Below are 16,657 nucleotides of genomic sequence, written 5' to 3'. Positions count from 1 at the left end.
ACTGTTAACGCAGTGGCCTTTTTCTTTTGCCTGAAAAATAGTCGGCGATTGAAAACTCAAGAAAATCAATAAGTAACGCTTGACACTCCGCGCTTTCACTGTAGAATTCGTTTCCACAGGCGCGGGATGGAGCAGCCTGGTAGCTCGTCGGGCTCATAACCCGAAGGTCGTCGGTTCAAATCCGGCTCCCGCAACCAGATTCGAGAAAAGGCCACTGTTAACGCAGTGGCCTTTTTCTTTTGCCCTCGAAAAGCGGGCAACGCGTTAATTACTGGTCAATCAAAAGTAATGCTTGACCACCCTCTTCAAAGCTGTAGAATGCGCACCTCTGACGCGGGATGGAGCAGTCTGGTAGCTCGTCGGGCTCATAACCCGAAGGTCGTCGGTTCAAATCCGGCTCCCGCAACCATATTCGTCAGAACAAACCCCGCCTGTGTAACAGCAGCGCGGGGTTTGTTGTTTTTCCCCGCCTGAAAACCTGGATTCATTCAGCCAAGCCCCGGCCTTGTGAGGCCGCTTTCTGGATGAACTATCTTTAACCCTGCCAAAGGACTGAAAGTCACGTTGCCCGGAGTAATATCTGGATACGTTTCCATAGGGACTTTCACTTGGCCGCCCCCTCCCCCTACCTCGCGCTGCTTGCCCGGGGTAACTCATGACCGACCGTAACCCAGAACACCAGGCACCCATAGCCTCAACCCTGCCCACAGCTGCCCAGCGCTTGCCGTGGCTGGAGCGGGTGAGCCGCTATCGCCAGCCCATCACCCTGGCAGTTACCTTGGCACTGTTCGCAATGGCACTGATAGCCTGCCGCCACTTGCTCAGTGAACTAGATATCCATGCTCTGCACGATGCGATGCTCAGCGTGCCCACCCGCTCGTTGGCCGGCGCGCTACTCGCTGCGGTTATCGGGTTCTTGATCCTGCTGGGATATGAATGGTCGGCCTGCCGTTATGCCGCCGTGAAGTTGCCTGGGCGTACGCTTCTGTTAGGCGGTTTCAGCGCATTTGCCATTGGTAACGCCATTGGTTTGTCGATGCTCTCGGGCGGTTCGGTGCGCTATCGCCTGTATGCTCGAGAAGGCCTGGGCGCTGCCGAAGTCGCGCGCATGACAGTGTTCGCCAGCCTTTCTTTGGGCTGCGCCCTGCCCCCTCTGGCGGCACTGGCCACGTTGAGCAACTTGCCAGCTGCGGCTACCGCCCTGCACCTGCCCACCCCTGTACTGGCCACAGTCGCTATCGGCGTGCTTGCGCTGACCGCCGTCCTGGTGACTGGCCTGTATCGCCGACGCCTGGCAGAGCAGCCGCTACCAGACAGCCTGCTGGTGCAACTGGGGCGCCGGACGCTGCGCCTGCCCGGTGCACGGCTGGCTGCACTGCAACTGGCAATCACCGCGCTGGATATAGCCGCCGCCGCGACCGTCCTTTACCTGCTGCTCCCGCAAGCCCCTCCGTTTGGCACGTTCGTCCTGGTCTACCTGCTGGCACTTGCAGCCGGTGTACTTAGCCATGTGCCTGGCGGCGTCGGGGTGTTCGAGGCGATTCTGCTCGCAGCCTTCGCCAATCAGCTCGGCGCCGCGCCACTGGCCGCCGCACTGCTGCTGTACCGTTTGATCTATGTGGTACTGCCATTGCTGCTGGCCTGTGTGCTGCTGCTGGCCAATGAAGCCAGGCGCCTGCTGTTTGCGCAGCAGGCGCTCAAGGCCGCCTCCGGGCTGGCTGCACCGGTGCTGGCGATACTCGTGTTTCTCTCCGGTGTGGTGCTGTTGTTCTCCGGCGCAACACCGGAAATCGACACCCGCCTGGAACACATGGGCTTTCTGGTACCGCACCGCCTCATCGATGCCTCGCATTTCGGTGCCAGCCTGATTGGCGTGCTGTGCCTGTTGCTGGCCCAGGGCTTGCGCCGACGCCTGTCTGCAGCCTGGCTACTGACTACCGTACTGCTCCTGGTTGGCGCGCTGCTGTCGCTGCTCAAAGGCTTCGACTGGGAAGAGGCCTGCCTGCTGACCTTCACCGCTGCCCTGCTCGCGTTGTTCCGCCGTTCGTTCTACCGCCCAAGCAGGCTGCTGGAGCTGCCGTTTTCCCCGGTGTACCTGGCAGCGAGTGCCTGCGTGGTCGGTGCTTCAGTGTGGTTACTGCTGTTTGCCTACCAAGACGTGCCCTACAGCCATCAGCTGTGGTGGCAATTCACCCTTGACGCCGATGCCCCACGCGGCCTGCGCGCCGCCATGGGCAGCGCAGTACTGTTGCTGGTCGTGGCCCTGACCTGGCTGCTGCGCACTGCCCGGCCAGTCATCCACCTGCCAGACGACGAGGAGATACAGCGCGCCAACCGTATCCTGCAGGTTTCCGACCAACCTGACGGTGGCCTGGCGCTGACCGGTGACAAAGCCCTGCTGTTCCACCCCAATGGCAACGCTTTCTTGATGTACGCGCGCCGGGGCCGCAGCCTGGTGGCCCTGTACGACCCGATCGGCCCGGCCCAGGAACGTGCCGAGATGATCTGGCAATTCCGTGATCTGTGCGACCTGCACCACGCCCGCCCGGTGTTCTACCAGGTGCGTGCGGAGAATCTGCCGTTCTACATGGACATCGGCCTGACCGCGCTCAAGCTCGGCGAAGAAGCCCGAGTCGACTTGCGCCGCTTCGACATCGAAGCCAAAGGCAAGGAAATGAAAGACCTGCGCTACACCTGGAACCGCGGCGGCCGCGATGGCCTGAGCCTGGAGATCCATGAACCGGGCCAGGCCCCCATGGTTGAACTCAAAGAGATCTCGGATGCCTGGCTCGGCGGCAAGAACGTGCGCGAAAAAGGCTTCTCGCTCGGGCGCTTCAGCCCTGAGTACCTGCAGCATTTTCGCATCGCCCTGATTCGCTACCAGGGCCGGCCAGTGGCGTTTGCCAACCTGCTTGAAACTCACAGCAACGAACTGGCCAGCCTCGATCTGATGCGCGCCCACCCCCAGGCGCCGAAGCTGACCATGGAATTCATGATGATCGGCCTGATCCTGCACTACAAAAGCCATGGTTACGGCCGTTTCAGCCTGGGCATGGTACCGCTTTCCGGCTTGCAGCCACGGCGCGGCGCCCCGTTGGCCCAGCGCCTGGGCTCGATGGTGTTCCGTCGCGGCGAACAGCTTTACAACTTCCAGGGGCTACGCCGCTTCAAGGACAAGTTCCAACCGGACTGGGAACCCCGCTACATGGCCGTGCCGGCCGGGCTCGACCCGCTGGTGGCACTGGCCGACACTGCCGCCCTGATTGCGGGCGGCCTGACTGGATTGGTGAAACGTTGATGATCCGACGCTACTGGCTGTACCTACTGATACCCCTGCTCTTGGCCGCATTGGCTGGGGCCACTGCCTTCTGGTTGGGGGCCCGACCGGCCCCAGAAGCACGCCTTGAGCAGCTGACCGTCAATGACACCCGCATCACCCGCGTCATCCCGGGCGTGCATGCCAAAGCCTGGGTGGCCATCGGCGTGCCCCAGGACCAGGCGCTGACCGATAAACAGTTGCTTGACTTGAGCCAGGCCGGTGAGGCTCAGCTGGTGCAAGTCATCCTGCCGCCAGGGGCCTGCAGTAACCAGCAGCAATCGATGGATAAGGCCATGACCCTACTGGCCGAAAAACCGACCCTGGTAGCCGGTATCGGCCCTGGTGCAACCCAGGCCTGGCGTTGGCTGGCCACACAGAATGACGACAAGGCCCGCGCCATCTCCGTGAATTTCAACATGGAACAGCCCAGCTGCGCTGCAGCCTTGCCCAAGTCCGCCCCTCATGGTCACTGGAGCGTCGCCTGGAACGACAACCCGGATGACGCCAGCGCCGCTTTCGTGCGCGACCAGCGCAATGCCGACACCAGCATCAGCGACTACGACATCCACCTGCCACAACTACTCAAGGCGCAACTGACCCAGGCCTTGGTCGGCCACGATGGCAACGCGCTGGCAATCCCGGTCGTGGAAGTGCCTGCCGGGCAAACCACCGACACCGTTACCCTGTTCCTCTCAGGCGATGGTGGCTGGCGCGACCTGGACCGCGATGTGGCCGGTGAAATGGCCAAGCTTGGTTACCCGGTGGTCGGCATAGACACCCTGCGTTACTACTGGCAGCACAAGACACCCGAGCAAAGCGCTGCCGACCTGTCGGAACTGATGCAGCACTATCGTCAGAAATGGGGTACCAAGCGTTTTGTGCTGACCGGCTATTCGTTCGGTGCCGATGTGCTGCCGGCGATCTACAACCGCCTGCCTGCCGAGGACCAGCAACGTATCGATGCGGTGATGCTGCTGGCGTTCGCCCGCAGTGGCAGCTTTGAGATCGAGGTCGAGGGCTGGTTGGGCAAGGAAGGTCAGGAGGCGCCTACCGGGCCGGAGATGGCCAAACTGCCGGCGCCCAAAGTGGTATGCATATACGGTGTGGAAGAGGCCGATGAAAGCGGTTGCACCGACAAGACTGCAGTGGGCGAGCGCATTAAGCTGCCCGGTGGGCATCACTTCGACGAGAACTATCCGGCGTTGGCCAAGCGCTTGATCGATGAAATTGAAATACGCCAGGGCAAGTCCAGCGTGGCAGAACAGAACTGAGGCGTAGCGAGGGGCCGCGTTGCGGCCCCTCGCCTTGATCAGATCTCGACCTGTGTACCCAACTCGATCACCCGGTTGAGCGGCAGGTTGAAGAAACGCAGGTTACCGTTGGCGTTCTTGAGCAGAAACGCAAACAGGTTGCCCCGCCAGCGCGACATCCCCTCAAGACGCGACGCGATCACCGTTTCGCGGCTTAGGAAATAAGTCGTACGCATGGGGCTGAAGTCCAGGCCGTCCAGGTGGCATAGCTTCAGTGCCGCCGGCACATCCGGCTCATCCATGAAACCGAAGTGCAACAGCACCCGGAAGAAGCCATCACCATAGGCCTCCACTTCAAAGCGCTCCTGCTCGGGCACCCGTGGCCGGTCTTCACTCACAACCGTCAGCAGTACCACCTGGCTGTGCAGCACCTGGTTATGCAACATGTTGTGCAACAGCGCATGCGGGACGGCATCGGGCCGCGCAGTGAGGAACACGGCAGTACCTTCGACGCGGTGCGGTGGCTGTACGCGAATGCTGCTGATGAACACCGGCAACGGCAGCCCACCCTCATCAATTCGCTCGACCAGAATCTGCTTGCCGCGCTTCCAGGTGCTCATCAGCAGGAACAGCACACCCCCGGCCAGTAACGGGAAGGCGCCGCCCTGGACAATCTTCGGCACGTTGGCGGCGAAGAACAGCCCGTCGACCAGCAGGAAACCAATCAGAATCGGTACCGCCAGCACCGGCGGCCACTTCCACAACAACAGCATCACCGCCGACACCAGGATGGTGGTCATCAGCATCGTACCGGTCACCGCCACGCCGTAAGCGGCCGCCAGCGCACCGGATGATTCGAAGCCGATCACCAGCAGCACAACGCCTGCCATCAGCGTCCAGTTCACCGCTGCGATGTAGATCTGCCCCTGCTCGTCGCTGGAGGTGTGCTGGATATGCATACGCGGGATATAACCCAGCTGGATAGCCTGGCGGGTCAGTGAGAAAGCACCCGAAATCACCGCCTGCGAAGCAATTACCGTGGCCATGGTCGCCAGCCCCACCAGCGGCAGCAACGCCCACGCCGGCGCCAGCAGGTAGAACGGGTTGCGCGCAGCGTCAGGGTTTTGCAGCAGCATCGCGCCCTGGCCGAAATAGTTGAGCACCAATGCTGGCAGCACCAGGGCGAACCAGGCACGGGCAATCGGCTTGCGACCGAAATGGCCCATGTCGGCGTACAGCGCCTCGGCACCGGTCAGGGCCAGCACCACAGCACCGAGAATGGCCACGCCCATGCCCGGGTGCACGATGAAGAAGTTCACCGCCCAGCCCGGGTTGAACGCCTTGAGCACCTCGGGGCTCTGCGAGATGCCATGCACCCCCAGCGCCGCCAGCACCACGAACCAGGTGACCATGATCGGGCCGAACAGCTTGCCGATCTTCTCGGTGCCATGCTTTTGCACCAGGAACAGCGCCACCAGCACCACCAGCGAAATCGGCACCACCCAATGGTCGATACCGTCGAATGCCAGGCCCATGCCCTCTACTGCCGACAGCACCGACACCGCCGGGGTGATCATGCTGTCGCCGTAGAACAGCGAGGCGCCGATCAGGCCACAGATGACCATCAGCGTGCGCAGGCGCGGGTAGGCCGCCGTGGCCCGCCGCGCCAGCGCGGTCAGGGCCATGGTACCGCCCTCACCCTGGTTGTCGGCGCGCAGGATGAACATCACGTACTTGAACGACACCACCCACAGCAGCGACCAGAGGATCAGCGACAGGATCCCCAGCACACCATCATGATTGACCGGCACCCCGTAACCGCCGGTGAAGACTTCCTTGAGGGTATACAACGGGCTGGTACCGATATCGCCGTAGACCACCCCAACAGCTGCCACCAACAGGCTCAGCGACCGCGTCGCCCCCTGCCCGCCCTCGGCGTGACTGCTTGCCTGAACCATCGACCACTCCCGCAAACGGCCATCTAGACCGGTAGAATTCTGCCTCGCGCCAGGGGATTGCACATGCCCCGACGCAACGGCGCGAAGCATAGCGCAGCGTTCGTCGCATTTGTGCTGGTCAAGCGACCTTGCGCTCGCTAGAATTGCGCACTTTTTGATCAGAGGCGCCCAGAAGCGCCCGTCAGGATCGCCGCCGTTTCCGGCCGGGCGACCTGTATTCAATACCGAGGTTAGTCATGTCCACCACTCCCGCCACCCCCAAGGTAGGGTTCGTCAGCCTGGGTTGCCCAAAAGCCCTGGTAGATTCCGAGCGCATTCTGACCCAGCTGCGTATGGAAGGTTATGAAGTCGTGCCCACCTACGAGGATGCCGACGTAGTGGTGGTCAACACCTGCGGCTTCATCGACAGCGCCAAGGCCGAGTCGCTGGAAGTGATCGGCGAAGCGATCAAGGAAAACGGCAAGGTCATCGTCACCGGCTGCATGGGTGTCGAGGAAGGCAGCATCCGTGACGTGCACCCCAGCGTGCTGTCGGTCACTGGCCCGCAGCAGTACGAGCAGGTAGTCAATGCCGTGCACGAAGTGGTACCGCCACGCCAGGACCACAACCCGCTGATCGACCTGGTACCGCCGCAGGGCGTCAAGCTGACCCCGCGCCACTACGCATACCTGAAGATCTCCGAAGGCTGCAACCATAGCTGCAGCTTCTGCATTATCCCGTCGATGCGCGGCAAGCTGGTCAGCCGCCCGGTCGGCGAAGTGCTGAGCGAAGCCGAACGCCTGGTCAAGGCCGGCGTCAAGGAGATCCTGGTGATTTCCCAGGACACCAGCGCCTACGGCGTGGACGTCAAGTACAAGACCGATTTCTGGAACGGCCGCCCGGTCAAGACCCGCATGCTCGAGCTGTGCGAAGCGCTGAGCAGCCTGGGCGCCTGGGTGCGGCTGCACTACGTCTACCCGTACCCGAACGTCGACGACGTGATCCCGCTGATGGCCGCCGGCAAGATCCTGCCGTACCTGGACATCCCGTTCCAGCACGCCAGCCCGAAAGTGCTCAAGTCGATGAAGCGCCCTGCCTTCGAAGACCGCACCCTGGCGCGCATCAAGAACTGGCGCGAGCAGTGCCCGGAACTGGTGATCCGCTCGACCTTCATCGTCGGCTTCCCGGGCGAGACCGAAGAAGACTTCCAGTACCTGCTGGATTGGCTGACCGAAGCCCAGCTCGACCGCGTCGGCTGCTTCCAGTACTCGCCGGTCGAAGGTGCGCCTGCCAACGACCTGGGCCTGGAAGAAGTGCCGGATGACGTCAAGCAAGAGCGCTGGGATCGCTTCATGGCCCACCAGCAGGCCATCAGCAGCGCACGCCTGCAATTGCGCATCGGCAAGGAAATCGAAGTGCTGATCGACGAAGTCGAAGAGCAAGGCTCGGTCGGCCGCAGCTTCTTCGATGCACCTGAGATCGATGGCAGCGTGTTCATCGATGGCGACCATGGCTTCAAGCCGGGCGACAAGGTCCGTTGCCGGGTGGTCGATGCCGACGAGTACGACATGTGGGCCGAGCCTGTTTGAGGCTGCGCACGTAGAAGGAGCCCCGCCCACTGGCGGGGCTTTTTGCATCTATGGTTTCCTCAATGACCACCGAGGAACACCGGCATGCATTTGGCATTGACGCTGCAAACACCCCACCTGTGTGATTACCCGGAACTGGTTCAGGTCTGGGAGAACTCGGTGCGCGCAACCCACGACTTTCTGCCTGACGCTTATATCCTGCTACTGCGCGACCATGTGCTACGCAAGTACCTGGACGCCGTCATGCTGGTCTGCTGCAAGGACCGTCAGCGCATCTGCGGCTTTGCCGGTGTCGCCAATGGGCGTGTGGACATGCTGTTCGTCGCACCCCAATACCGTGGCCGAGGCGTGGGCAGGCGCTTGCTGCGCTATGCCATCAGCGAACTGAACGCGCAATGCCTGGATGTCAACGAACAGAACCCCCAAGCCTTGGGCTTCTACCTGCACGAGGGCTTCGAAGTGATCGGGCGCTCCGAAACAGATGGCCTGGGGCAGCCCTATCCATTGCTTCATATGAAGCTGATTCGTACAGCGTCCTAGGACTTTGTCGCAGGATGCCGTGCAATACTTCCGAAATGGTGCATTCGGCACAGATTCCCGTCATCAACCGCGAATGGGCAGGTACAATGTAAGACTTTCCCTGCCTTGCGAATTGCCTGCCATGTCCGAACCCGTCCGCCTGTCCAAACGCCTCATCGAGCAGCTCGGCTGCTCACGCCGAGAGGCAGAGCTGTATATCGAAGGAGGCTGGGTCACGGTCGATGGCGTTGTAGTCGAGCAGCCTCAGTTCAAGGTCGAACACCAGGCTGTCGAGCTGTTGCCGGGCGCCAATGCCGAGGCGCTTGACCCGGTTACCCTGCTGCTCAACCAGCCTGCGGGTGTCGATATCGATACGGCCCGCGCCAGCATGAACATGGCCAGCCTCAGCGAAGCACATCGCGAAGGCGTGCGGCCGCTGCACGGGCACTTCACCCGGCTGACCTGTTCGGCGCCCCTGGAGCGCGGTGCCAGTGGCCTGCAGGTGTTCACCCAGGATTGGAAGGTTACCCGCAAGATCGAGGCCGACCTGCGTCGCCTGGAACAGGAATACATCATTGAAGTGCGCGGCGAGACCACGCCACAGGCGCTGGAGCGCCTGGCGCGCGGCGCGACGCGCAATGATCGGGAACTGCCCAAGGCCAAGGCCAGCTGGCAAAACGAGACCCACCTGCGCCTGGCCCTGAAGAACCCACAACCCGGGCAGATCTCCGAGATCTGCGCCTACCTGCGCCTGGAAATACTCAGCATGCGCCGTATTCGCCTGGGCGGTGTATCCATGGGCAAGCTGCCTGTGGGCAACTGGCGTTACCTGGCCGGCACTGAACGTTTCTAAGCGATGCGCCACGCCCAGGCGTGGCATCTGAACAGGATTTTGCAGCAATGAACCACAACGATGTACTGCGCAGCCTGCGCTACATGCTCAAGGTGAACGACGCCAAGATGGCCGAGATCATCGCACTCTCGGGCCTGGAGGTTAGTCCGGTGGTGCTCGCCACCTACCTGAAGAAAGAGGACGAGCCCGGTTTTGTGCGCTGCCCCGAGCGGGTCATGGCGCACTTTCTCGACGGTCTGGTCTTCCACCGCCGCGGCAAGGACGATAGCCGTCCGCCACAGCCTGTAGAGCTGCCGGTGACCAACAACACCATCCTCAAGAAGCTGCGCGTAGCCTTTGAGCTCAAGGAAGACGACCTGCATGTGATCCTCAAGTCGGTCAACTTCCCGGTTTCCAAGCCCGAACTCAGCGCGCTGTTCCGCAAGGTGGGCCATGAGAACTATCGGCCTTGCGGCGACCAGTTGCTGCGCAACTTCCTCAAGGGCCTGACCCTGCGCGTGCGCGGCTGACTCGCCATGCAACATACGGTTTCGCCTGTCGGCATCGTGCGCTCCTGTTTCAAGGAGAAGTTCGCAATCCCGCGGCAGCCACAGCTGGCGCCGGCTGCACGCGGAGTACTTGAGTTGCTGCCGCCGTTCGACCAAGGCGAGGCCGTGGCGGGCCTGGAGCAGGTCAGCCATGTGTGGCTGTTGTTCCTGTTCCATCAGGCCCTGGAAGACAAGCCACGCCTTAAAGTGCGCCCACCACGCTTGGGCGGCAACAAAAGCATGGGCGTGTTCGCTACGCGAGCGACCCATCGGCCCAATGGCATCGGCCAGTCGGTGGTACGCCTGGAGGCTGTGGAGCCGGGTCGGCTGCTGCTGTCCGGCATCGATCTGCTCGATGGCACGCCGGTGCTGGATATCAAGCCGTATGTTCCCTATGCCGACAGCATCGCCGGGGCGAGCAACCTGATGGCCAGCGACGCGCCTGCCGCGATTGCCGTGCACTGGGGCGATAGCGCCCTGCCCCAGGCCCGCGAACACGCCCTGCGCCTGGGCGAACCACTGGTGGAGCTTATCGAACAGTGCCTGGCACAGGACCCACGACCGGCCTATCAGGTGCCGCCGCCGGAGCGGGTGTATGGGGTGAAGTTCTGGGATGTGCAGGTCAGGTGGCACTACCCGCAGCCGGATGTAATTCGCGTGCTTGAGGTCGTGCCGGAAAACTGAAAGCACTGGCAACCTCAGTCGCACAGGCATAAAAAACGCAGGCCTTACCTTAATGCCAGTCAGTTAGCGTTGTCAGGGCTGCTACGCAGCCCATCGCCGGCAAGCCGGCTCCTACCGGGACCGCACAGTTCTTGAGGTCTGCGCTGTACCTGTGGGAGCCGGCTTGCCGGCGATGGGCCGCAAAGCGGCCCCAAAACGCTTAACTGACTGGCATCAGGCCAAGCCTGCGCTTTCATTGCCCGGTCGATTACTTCTCGACGAAGGCACGCTCGATCAGGTAGTCACCCGGCTCACGCATGCGCGGGGAGATCTTCAGGCCGAAGCTGTCGAGAACTTCGCTGGTCTCGTCGAGCATGCTCGGGCTACCACAGATCATGGCGCGGTCGTCCTGCGGGTTGATCGGTGGCAGGCCGATGTCGCTGAACAGCTTGCCGCTGCGCATCAGGTCAGTCAGGCGGCCCTGGTTTTCGAACGGCTCGCGGGTAACGGTCGGGTAGTAGATCAGCTTGTCACGCACCGCCTCACCGAAGAACTCGTTCTGTGGCAGGTGCTCGGTGATGAACTCGCGATAGGCCACTTCGTTCACGTAGCGCACACCGTGCACCAGGATCACTTTCTCGAAGCGCTCGTAGGTTTCCGGGTCCTGAATGACGCTCATGAACGGCGCCAGGCCAGTGCCGGTGCTCAGCAGGTACAGGTGCTTGCCCGGGTTCAGGTCGTCGAGGACCAGCGTGCCGGTAGGCTTCTTGCTGATGATGATCTCGTCGCCTTCCTTCAGGTGCTGCAGCTGGGAGGTCAGCGGGCCGTCAGGCACCTTGATGCTGAAGAATTCCAGGTGCTCTTCCCAGTTGGGCGAAGCGATGGAGTAGGCGCGCATGAGCGGACGGCCGCTGTCCTGCTGCAGGCCGATCATCACGAACTGACCGTTCTCGAAGCGCAGGCCCGGGTCGCGGGTGCACTTGAAGCTGAACAGGGTGTCGTTCCAGTGATGCACACTGAGGACACGTTCGTGGTTCATGTTGCTCATCGATGGGGCTCCTGAAGAAAACGCAGCGCGCACAGCGCACAGTTGCGCGATAGTTTAGGGGCAGCGACAATATCTGTTAACTGAATTATCAAGATATGTGTTATCGGTTATATAGATATGCGATTCACACTTCGTCAGCTACAGGTATTCGTCGCCGTGGCCCAGCATCAGAGCGTCTCTCGAGCCGCCAGTGTGCTGGCCCTGTCGCAGTCGGCTGCCAGCACGTCCATCACTGAACTGGAGCGGCAATCGAGCTGCCAGTTGTTCGACCGTGCAGGTAAACGCCTGGCCCTCAACGCCTTGGGGCATCAGCTGCTGCCGCAAGCGGTTGCGCTGCTCGACCAGGCCAAGGAGATCGAAGACCTGCTCAACGGCAAGTCCGGTTTTGGCTCACTGGCAGTCGGCGCCACACTGACCATTGGCAACTACCTGGCCACCTTGCTGATCGGTAGCTTCATGCAGGTACACCCGGAAAGCCAGGTCAAGCTGCACGTGCAGAACACAGCCCATATCGTGCACCAGGTTGCACAATACGAAATTGATCTGGGTCTGATCGAAGGCGACTGCAACCATCCGGACCTGGAGGTACAGCCTTGGGTTGAGGACGAGCTGGTAGTGTTCTGCGCGCCGCAACACCCGCTGGCCAAGGTGGGCCGCGCAGATATCGAAAGCCTGTCCCAGGAAGCCTGGATTCTTCGCGAGCAAGGCTCCGGCACCCGCCTGACATTCGATCAGGCCATGCGGCATCATCGCGCCAACCTGAACATACGCCTGGAGCTGGAGCATACCGAAGCGATCAAGCGTGCCGTGGAATCAGGCCTGGGTATTGGCTGCATATCGCGCCTGGCCCTGCGCGATGCCTTCCGGCGTGGCAGCCTGGTGCCGGTCGAAACCCCGGAGCTGGACCTGATGCGCCAGTTCTACTTCATCTGGCACAAACAAAAATACCAGACCTCGGCCATGCGCGAGTTTCTCGAGTTGTGCCGCAACTTCACCGCAGGGTTTACGCGCAGTGACGAGATCGTCTTGCCACCGATCGCTTAGAGCAGGATAACGCCCCAGACCAACGCCACCATGGTCAGTGCTACGAATTGCGCAGCACTGCCCATGTCTTTGGCGTTTTTCGAAAGCGGATGACGCTCCAGCGAAATGCGGTCGATGGCCGCCTCCACCGCCGAGTTGAACAGTTCGACGATCAGCCCGAGCAGGCACACGGCGATCATGATGGCCCGCTCGGCGCGGCTTACCGGCAGCCAAAAGGCAATCGGGATGAGCAGCACATTGAGCAGTACCAGTTGACGGAAAGCAGCCTCGCCCTTGAAGGCGGCGCGCAGGCCGTCCAGCGAATAGCCGGCGGCGTTGAAGATACGTTTGAGGCCGGTCTGGCCTTTGAATGGCGACATGTGCGTCACTTCACCGATGAAAGGCCAGCAGACTAGTTCAAAATGAGTCAAAAAAGCGTGAAGCGGCAAGCATTTAGCTGCTCGCAACGGATTCAAGTTGTTGCAGCAACAAGGCCGCCTGGGTCCGAGTGCGCACACCCAGCTTGCGGAAAATGGCCGTCACATGGGCCTTGATGGTCGCTTCCGACACATTCAGCTCATAGGCGATCTGTTTGTTCAGCAAGCCTTCACAGACCATGGTCAACACGCGAAACTGCTGTGGCGTGAGGCTGGCCAGGCCTTCGCTGGCGGCTTTGGCCTCGGCCGAGACATCGACCCTTTCAAATGCCTGAGGCGGCCACCAGACGTCGCCATCGAGCACCTTCCTCACTGCATCCTGAATCACTTCCAGCCCACTGGACTTTGGAATGAAACCACTGGCCCCAAACTCGCGGGACTTGACTACAACGGCAGCCTCTTCCTGGGCCGAGACCATCACCACCGGGATCTGAGGGTACTGGCCACGCAGCAGGACCAGCCCGGAGAAACCATAGGCGCCCGGCATGTTCAGGTCCAGCAGGACCAGGTCCCAGTCGGCTTTTTCGCTCAGCCGGCTTTCCAGCTCGGCGATGCTCGCCACCTCGACCAGGCGCACATCCGCGCCCAGGCCGAGGGTGACGGCCTGGCGCAGAGCGCTACGAAACAGCGGGTGGTCATCGGCAATCAGGATTTCGTACATGGCCATCGATCTAAGGATCCTGTTCTGTGCCAGGCGCAGCGGCGGAGGAATAGCGCCCGGCGGGGAATCGGCGCCAAGGTGCCGAGCACGGCCGGGCAGGTCAAACCACTCGCCCTGCCGCCTCGCTTCATCCTGGCCGCCAGCCCCGTCATTATGAACCAAAGTGGGGCTTGTGCCCCTTGGACTATAGGAAGGTATGCAAACGTTGGTGGGTAGCGTCCTGCTCGTCCAGAGGCAGGCGACGCTTGCCACTGAGGTAGTGCAGGCTGAACACATCCAGATACGCATCCAGGGCTTGGGAGGCTTGGTCGTCACCCGCAAGGTCCAGGCACATGGCAGCAACTTCCGCAGTGCAGAAATGATCATCGCGCTTGGAGCGGCGCAGGCGATAGCGCGACATCTGCTCAGCTTGCAGGCTCAGCACTGGGAAACGGTCAAGATAAGGGCTCTTGCGGAACATCTTGCGGGCTTCGGTCCAGGTGGCATCCAGCAGGATGAACAGCGGGCGTTTGTCCGGCTCACGCACGACCTCGCTGACCACCCGCTCCTGGGCGACGAATTCGCCAGGGAAGACGATGTAGGGCTGCCACTGTGGGTCTGCCAGCAAGGTCAACAAGCGTTCGTCCACCGACGTTCGCAACCAGCCGAAGGCAGAGGTATCTTCGATGAGGTCGGCGATCAACCAGCCGGTGTTGGTCGGTTTCAATGGCTCGGTATCATGCATCAACAGGCATACGCCAGAGTCGGCGTGCACCTTGGGCTTCCAGGCACACAGGCAATGGGTGGCGATAACCCGACAGTCAGGGCAGCGTTCGGCACGTGAACCACGAGCAATGAACGGCTTGATGCTGCGGGCCAGCCGTTCGGCGCGCAGGCGCGCTACCGCATGGCTCATGCTGGCAAGCCTCGGGACAGGTTGTGACTGGACACTGCGATAACTCGATGAAAACAAAGCGCCAGTCTACCAGAGCGGGCGTCATTTGCCGTGCAGCTGGACCGGCTGGTCCTTTATAATCAGCGTTTTGGTGGCCGCGAGCCTGCCCGCGATTCTGCGGGTTTCATGGAACACCAGCCGTCTGCGCATGTCGAAGCGCCAGTCACCGAACCAGGAGAGATTCATGCTGCGTCTTATCGTCCCGACCCTGAGCCTGTTGCTCACCCTGCCACTGGCAGCCCAGGCGGCCTCCAAGCAGGAGTTCGAGCTGAACAAGATGCTGGAAAAGGTCGCCAAGGAAAGCAGCGTCGGCACCCCGCGAGCCATCAACGAAGATATCCTCGACCAGGGTTATACCGTTGAAGGCAAGGCACTGGTGAACCACCTGAGCGTGCGCGCCGAGCACGCCGCACGCATGCAGCAAAACGCAGAGCAGGTGCGCAGCCAGCTAGGTGACAGCGTCTGCCGGAACAGCGGTTACCGCAACCTGATGTCAAAAGGCGCCGTGATGGTCTATCGCTTCACCGTCTACAAGACCAATCAACCGGTCATGGACCAGGCCTTTGACGCTGCCAGCTGCACTGCCGGAAACAAGAAGAAGTAATCAACTGACCCGCTCATCCTCCGCGCGCCGCGGCTCTTCCTCGGCGCGCATCTCTGCCAGAAGCGCCTGCAGGTAAGGTGACTGGCATTCCAACGCAGCCAACCGCCGCAGGCACTCCGCCTCCAGGCTCACATGATGAACCTGTGCCGCATGTTCCAGCTGCTGATAGAGCTGCCGGTCTACCTCGATGACCAAGCGATGCATACCGCCACCTCCTGCATCGACACGTTTCGCTTCTCCAGTTAACCAAACCCTTGCCATCAATGGCCGCGTGCCGACGAGTGGCCTTGGTGATAGTGCCTGCATGAAGTGGCGCGAGGGTCTAGATTGATAGCGAAGCGCACAAAAACGACAAGATGAATTACGCACCTGCATCAGGGCCTTGAAGGCCTACTGCAATGCTCGGGACGCACACTCGAGCCAGAGCAGCCAGCGACGCACGTAGTGTCGCGGCCGAGCCCAGCCATCAGCTCGGTCAGAGGTTTTGCTGCAGAAGGAGACGTTGAATGCCTTACCAACCCAATGAGTATCTGTTCAATCACTTCAGGGACAGTGGTATCGACCTGAGTAAACTCGATGAACAACTGCAACTGGTCGCACCGGACAGCCCCAACCTGCCACTGTACCGTGACATGATGCTGACCATCTTGCGCATGGCCCACGACGACACCGATCGCTGGAGTGCCAAGATCACCTTGCAGGCCCTTCGCGAGCTGGACCACTCCTTCCGCAGCCTGCAACGCTACAAGGACCGGCGCAAGGTCACTGTTTTCGGCTCGGCGCGCACACCGCTGGAACACCCGATGTATGCCTTGGCTCGCGAGCTGGGTGCCACACTGGCCCGCTCCGACCTCATGGTCATTACCGGCGCAGGCGGCGGCATCATGGCCGCAGCGCACGAAGGCGCGGGCAGCGATCATAGCTTGGGCTTCAACATCACCCTCCCTTTTGAACAGCACGCCAACCCGACGGTGGATGGCACTGACAAGCTGCTGCCCTTCCACTTTTTCTTCATTCGCAAGCTGTTCTTCGTCAAGGAAGCCGACGCCCTGGTCCTTTGCCCGGGAGGTTTCGGCACGCTCGATGAGGCACTGGAAGTACTGACGCTGATTCAGACTGGCAAGAGCCCACTGGTGCCGGTGGTCCTGCTGGACTCACCAGGTGGCAGCTTCTGGCGTGACTGCCTGGACTTCATCAGCAGGCAACTGGAAGAAAACCGCTACATCCTGCCCAGTGACCTCAAGCTGGTGCGCCTGGTACACAGTGCCGACGAGGCAGTGGAGGAAATCAACC

General features: G+C 61.4%; 17 protein-coding genes and 2 tRNA genes. 12 read left to right on the top strand and 7 right to left on the bottom strand.

Going from position 1 to position 16,657, the window contains the following annotated elements; genetic code table 11:
- Positions 1–120 precede the first annotated feature (120 nt).
- The 4 genes from ACEWE8_RS20355 (at position 121) to ACEWE8_RS20340 (ending at position 4,590) form a co-directional block, all read left to right on the top strand.
- Positions 121–197: transfer RNA gene (locus tag ACEWE8_RS20355), tRNA-Met, on the top strand.
- Between the two features lie 135 nt (positions 198–332).
- A tRNA-Met gene (locus tag ACEWE8_RS20350) sits at positions 333–409 on the top strand.
- Between the two features lie 246 nt (positions 410–655).
- The gene (gene mprF, locus ACEWE8_RS20345) at positions 656–3,298 is read left to right on the top strand and encodes a bifunctional lysylphosphatidylglycerol flippase/synthetase MprF (RefSeq protein WP_046787969.1); all 2,643 of its coding nucleotides are present in this window, start codon (positions 656–658) and stop codon (positions 3,296–3,298) included.
- The gene (locus tag ACEWE8_RS20340; protein ID WP_046787968.1) at positions 3,298–4,590 is read left to right on the top strand and encodes a virulence factor family protein; all 1,293 of its coding nucleotides are present in this window, start codon (positions 3,298–3,300) and stop codon (positions 4,588–4,590) included. The genes mprF and ACEWE8_RS20340 overlap by 1 nt, the downstream gene beginning before the upstream one ends.
- A gap of 38 nt (positions 4,591–4,628) precedes the next feature.
- On the opposite strand, the gene ACEWE8_RS20335 is transcribed toward ACEWE8_RS20340, so the two are convergent.
- Complete coding sequence (locus ACEWE8_RS20335) at positions 4,629–6,527, bottom strand: potassium transporter Kup (RefSeq protein ID WP_046787967.1); 1,899 nt, start codon at positions 6,525–6,527, stop codon at positions 4,629–4,631.
- A gap of 236 nt (positions 6,528–6,763) precedes the next feature.
- Here ACEWE8_RS20335 and rimO point away from each other — a divergent pair, with 236 nt between their 5' ends.
- The 5 genes from rimO to tsaA all read left to right on the top strand — a co-directional run bounded on the left by rimO (position 6,764) and on the right by tsaA (position 10,678).
- Entirely contained in the window at positions 6,764–8,095 is a 1,332-nt protein-coding gene (gene rimO, locus ACEWE8_RS20330) for a 30S ribosomal protein S12 methylthiotransferase RimO (protein WP_046787966.1), read from the top strand.
- Positions 8,096–8,179: 84 nt separating this feature from the next.
- Positions 8,180–8,635, top strand: a complete 456-nt coding sequence (locus tag ACEWE8_RS20325; RefSeq protein ID WP_046787965.1) for a GNAT family N-acetyltransferase — start codon at positions 8,180–8,182, stop codon at positions 8,633–8,635.
- Positions 8,636–8,756: 121 nt separating this feature from the next.
- The gene (locus ACEWE8_RS20320) at positions 8,757–9,467 is read left to right on the top strand and encodes an rRNA pseudouridine synthase (protein ID WP_046787964.1); all 711 of its coding nucleotides are present in this window, start codon (positions 8,757–8,759) and stop codon (positions 9,465–9,467) included.
- A 47-nt stretch (positions 9,468–9,514) separates the two neighbouring features.
- Positions 9,515–9,976 carry a DUF1456 family protein gene (locus ACEWE8_RS20315; protein ID WP_046787963.1) on the top strand — a complete coding sequence of 154 codons (462 nt, stop codon included), beginning with the start codon at positions 9,515–9,517 and terminating at the stop codon, positions 9,974–9,976.
- Positions 9,977–9,982: 6 nt separating this feature from the next.
- On the top strand, positions 9,983–10,678 hold the full coding sequence (gene tsaA / locus ACEWE8_RS20310) for a tRNA (N6-threonylcarbamoyladenosine(37)-N6)-methyltransferase TrmO (protein ID WP_046787962.1): 696 nt from the start codon (positions 9,983–9,985) through the stop codon (positions 10,676–10,678).
- Positions 10,679–10,925: 247 nt separating this feature from the next.
- Here the strand turns inward: tsaA and fpr are convergent, their stop codons facing one another.
- A complete protein-coding gene (fpr, locus tag ACEWE8_RS20305; RefSeq protein WP_012315841.1) occupies positions 10,926–11,705 on the bottom strand; it encodes a ferredoxin-NADP reductase in 780 nt (259 codons plus the stop codon).
- Between the two features lie 117 nt (positions 11,706–11,822).
- Between fpr and finR the strand changes: the two genes are divergently transcribed.
- On the top strand, positions 11,823–12,749 hold the full coding sequence (gene finR, locus ACEWE8_RS20300) for a LysR family transcriptional regulator FinR (protein ID WP_046787961.1): 927 nt from the start codon (positions 11,823–11,825) through the stop codon (positions 12,747–12,749).
- On the opposite strand, the gene ACEWE8_RS20295 is transcribed toward finR, so the two are convergent.
- From ACEWE8_RS20295 to ACEWE8_RS20280, 4 genes are all read right to left on the bottom strand, one after another.
- Entirely contained in the window at positions 12,746–13,108 is a 363-nt protein-coding gene (locus ACEWE8_RS20295; RefSeq protein WP_046787960.1) for a diacylglycerol kinase, read from the bottom strand. The two genes, finR and ACEWE8_RS20295, sit on opposite strands and share 4 nt — an antisense overlap.
- Before the next feature lie 73 nt (positions 13,109–13,181).
- Entirely contained in the window at positions 13,182–13,832 is a 651-nt protein-coding gene (gene erdR, locus ACEWE8_RS20290; protein WP_012315844.1) for a response regulator transcription factor ErdR, read from the bottom strand.
- A 178-nt stretch (positions 13,833–14,010) separates the two neighbouring features.
- Entirely contained in the window at positions 14,011–14,721 is a 711-nt protein-coding gene (locus ACEWE8_RS20285) for a tRNA-uridine aminocarboxypropyltransferase (RefSeq protein ID WP_046787959.1), read from the bottom strand.
- Between the two features lie 81 nt (positions 14,722–14,802).
- Positions 14,803–14,946, bottom strand: a complete 144-nt coding sequence (locus ACEWE8_RS20280) for a hypothetical protein (RefSeq protein ID WP_158621143.1) — start codon at positions 14,944–14,946, stop codon at positions 14,803–14,805.
- On the opposite strand from ACEWE8_RS20280, the gene ACEWE8_RS20275 reads away from it, so the two are divergent.
- Positions 14,945–15,364: a quorum-sensing-regulated virulence factor family protein gene (locus tag ACEWE8_RS20275; protein WP_012315846.1), complete on the top strand. Its 420-nt coding sequence runs from the start codon at positions 14,945–14,947 to the stop codon at positions 15,362–15,364. The two genes, ACEWE8_RS20280 and ACEWE8_RS20275, sit on opposite strands and share 2 nt — an antisense overlap.
- On the opposite strand, the gene ACEWE8_RS20270 is transcribed toward ACEWE8_RS20275, so the two are convergent.
- Positions 15,365–15,568 carry a hypothetical protein gene (locus ACEWE8_RS20270; RefSeq protein WP_046787958.1) on the bottom strand — a complete coding sequence of 68 codons (204 nt, stop codon included), beginning with the start codon at positions 15,566–15,568 and terminating at the stop codon, positions 15,365–15,367. It lies immediately after the preceding gene.
- A gap of 302 nt (positions 15,569–15,870) precedes the next feature.
- On the opposite strand from ACEWE8_RS20270, the gene ACEWE8_RS20265 reads away from it, so the two are divergent.
- On the top strand, positions 15,871–16,657 hold a 787-nt coding region (locus tag ACEWE8_RS20265), incomplete at its 3' end, for an LOG family protein (RefSeq protein WP_395589359.1).

The sequence above is a fragment of the Pseudomonas sp. TR47 genome (assembly GCF_044143025.1).
GTDB lineage: Bacteria > Pseudomonadota > Gammaproteobacteria > Pseudomonadales > Pseudomonadaceae > Aquipseudomonas > Aquipseudomonas putida_E.
This window is presented reverse-complemented; position numbering and strand designations above follow the sequence as displayed.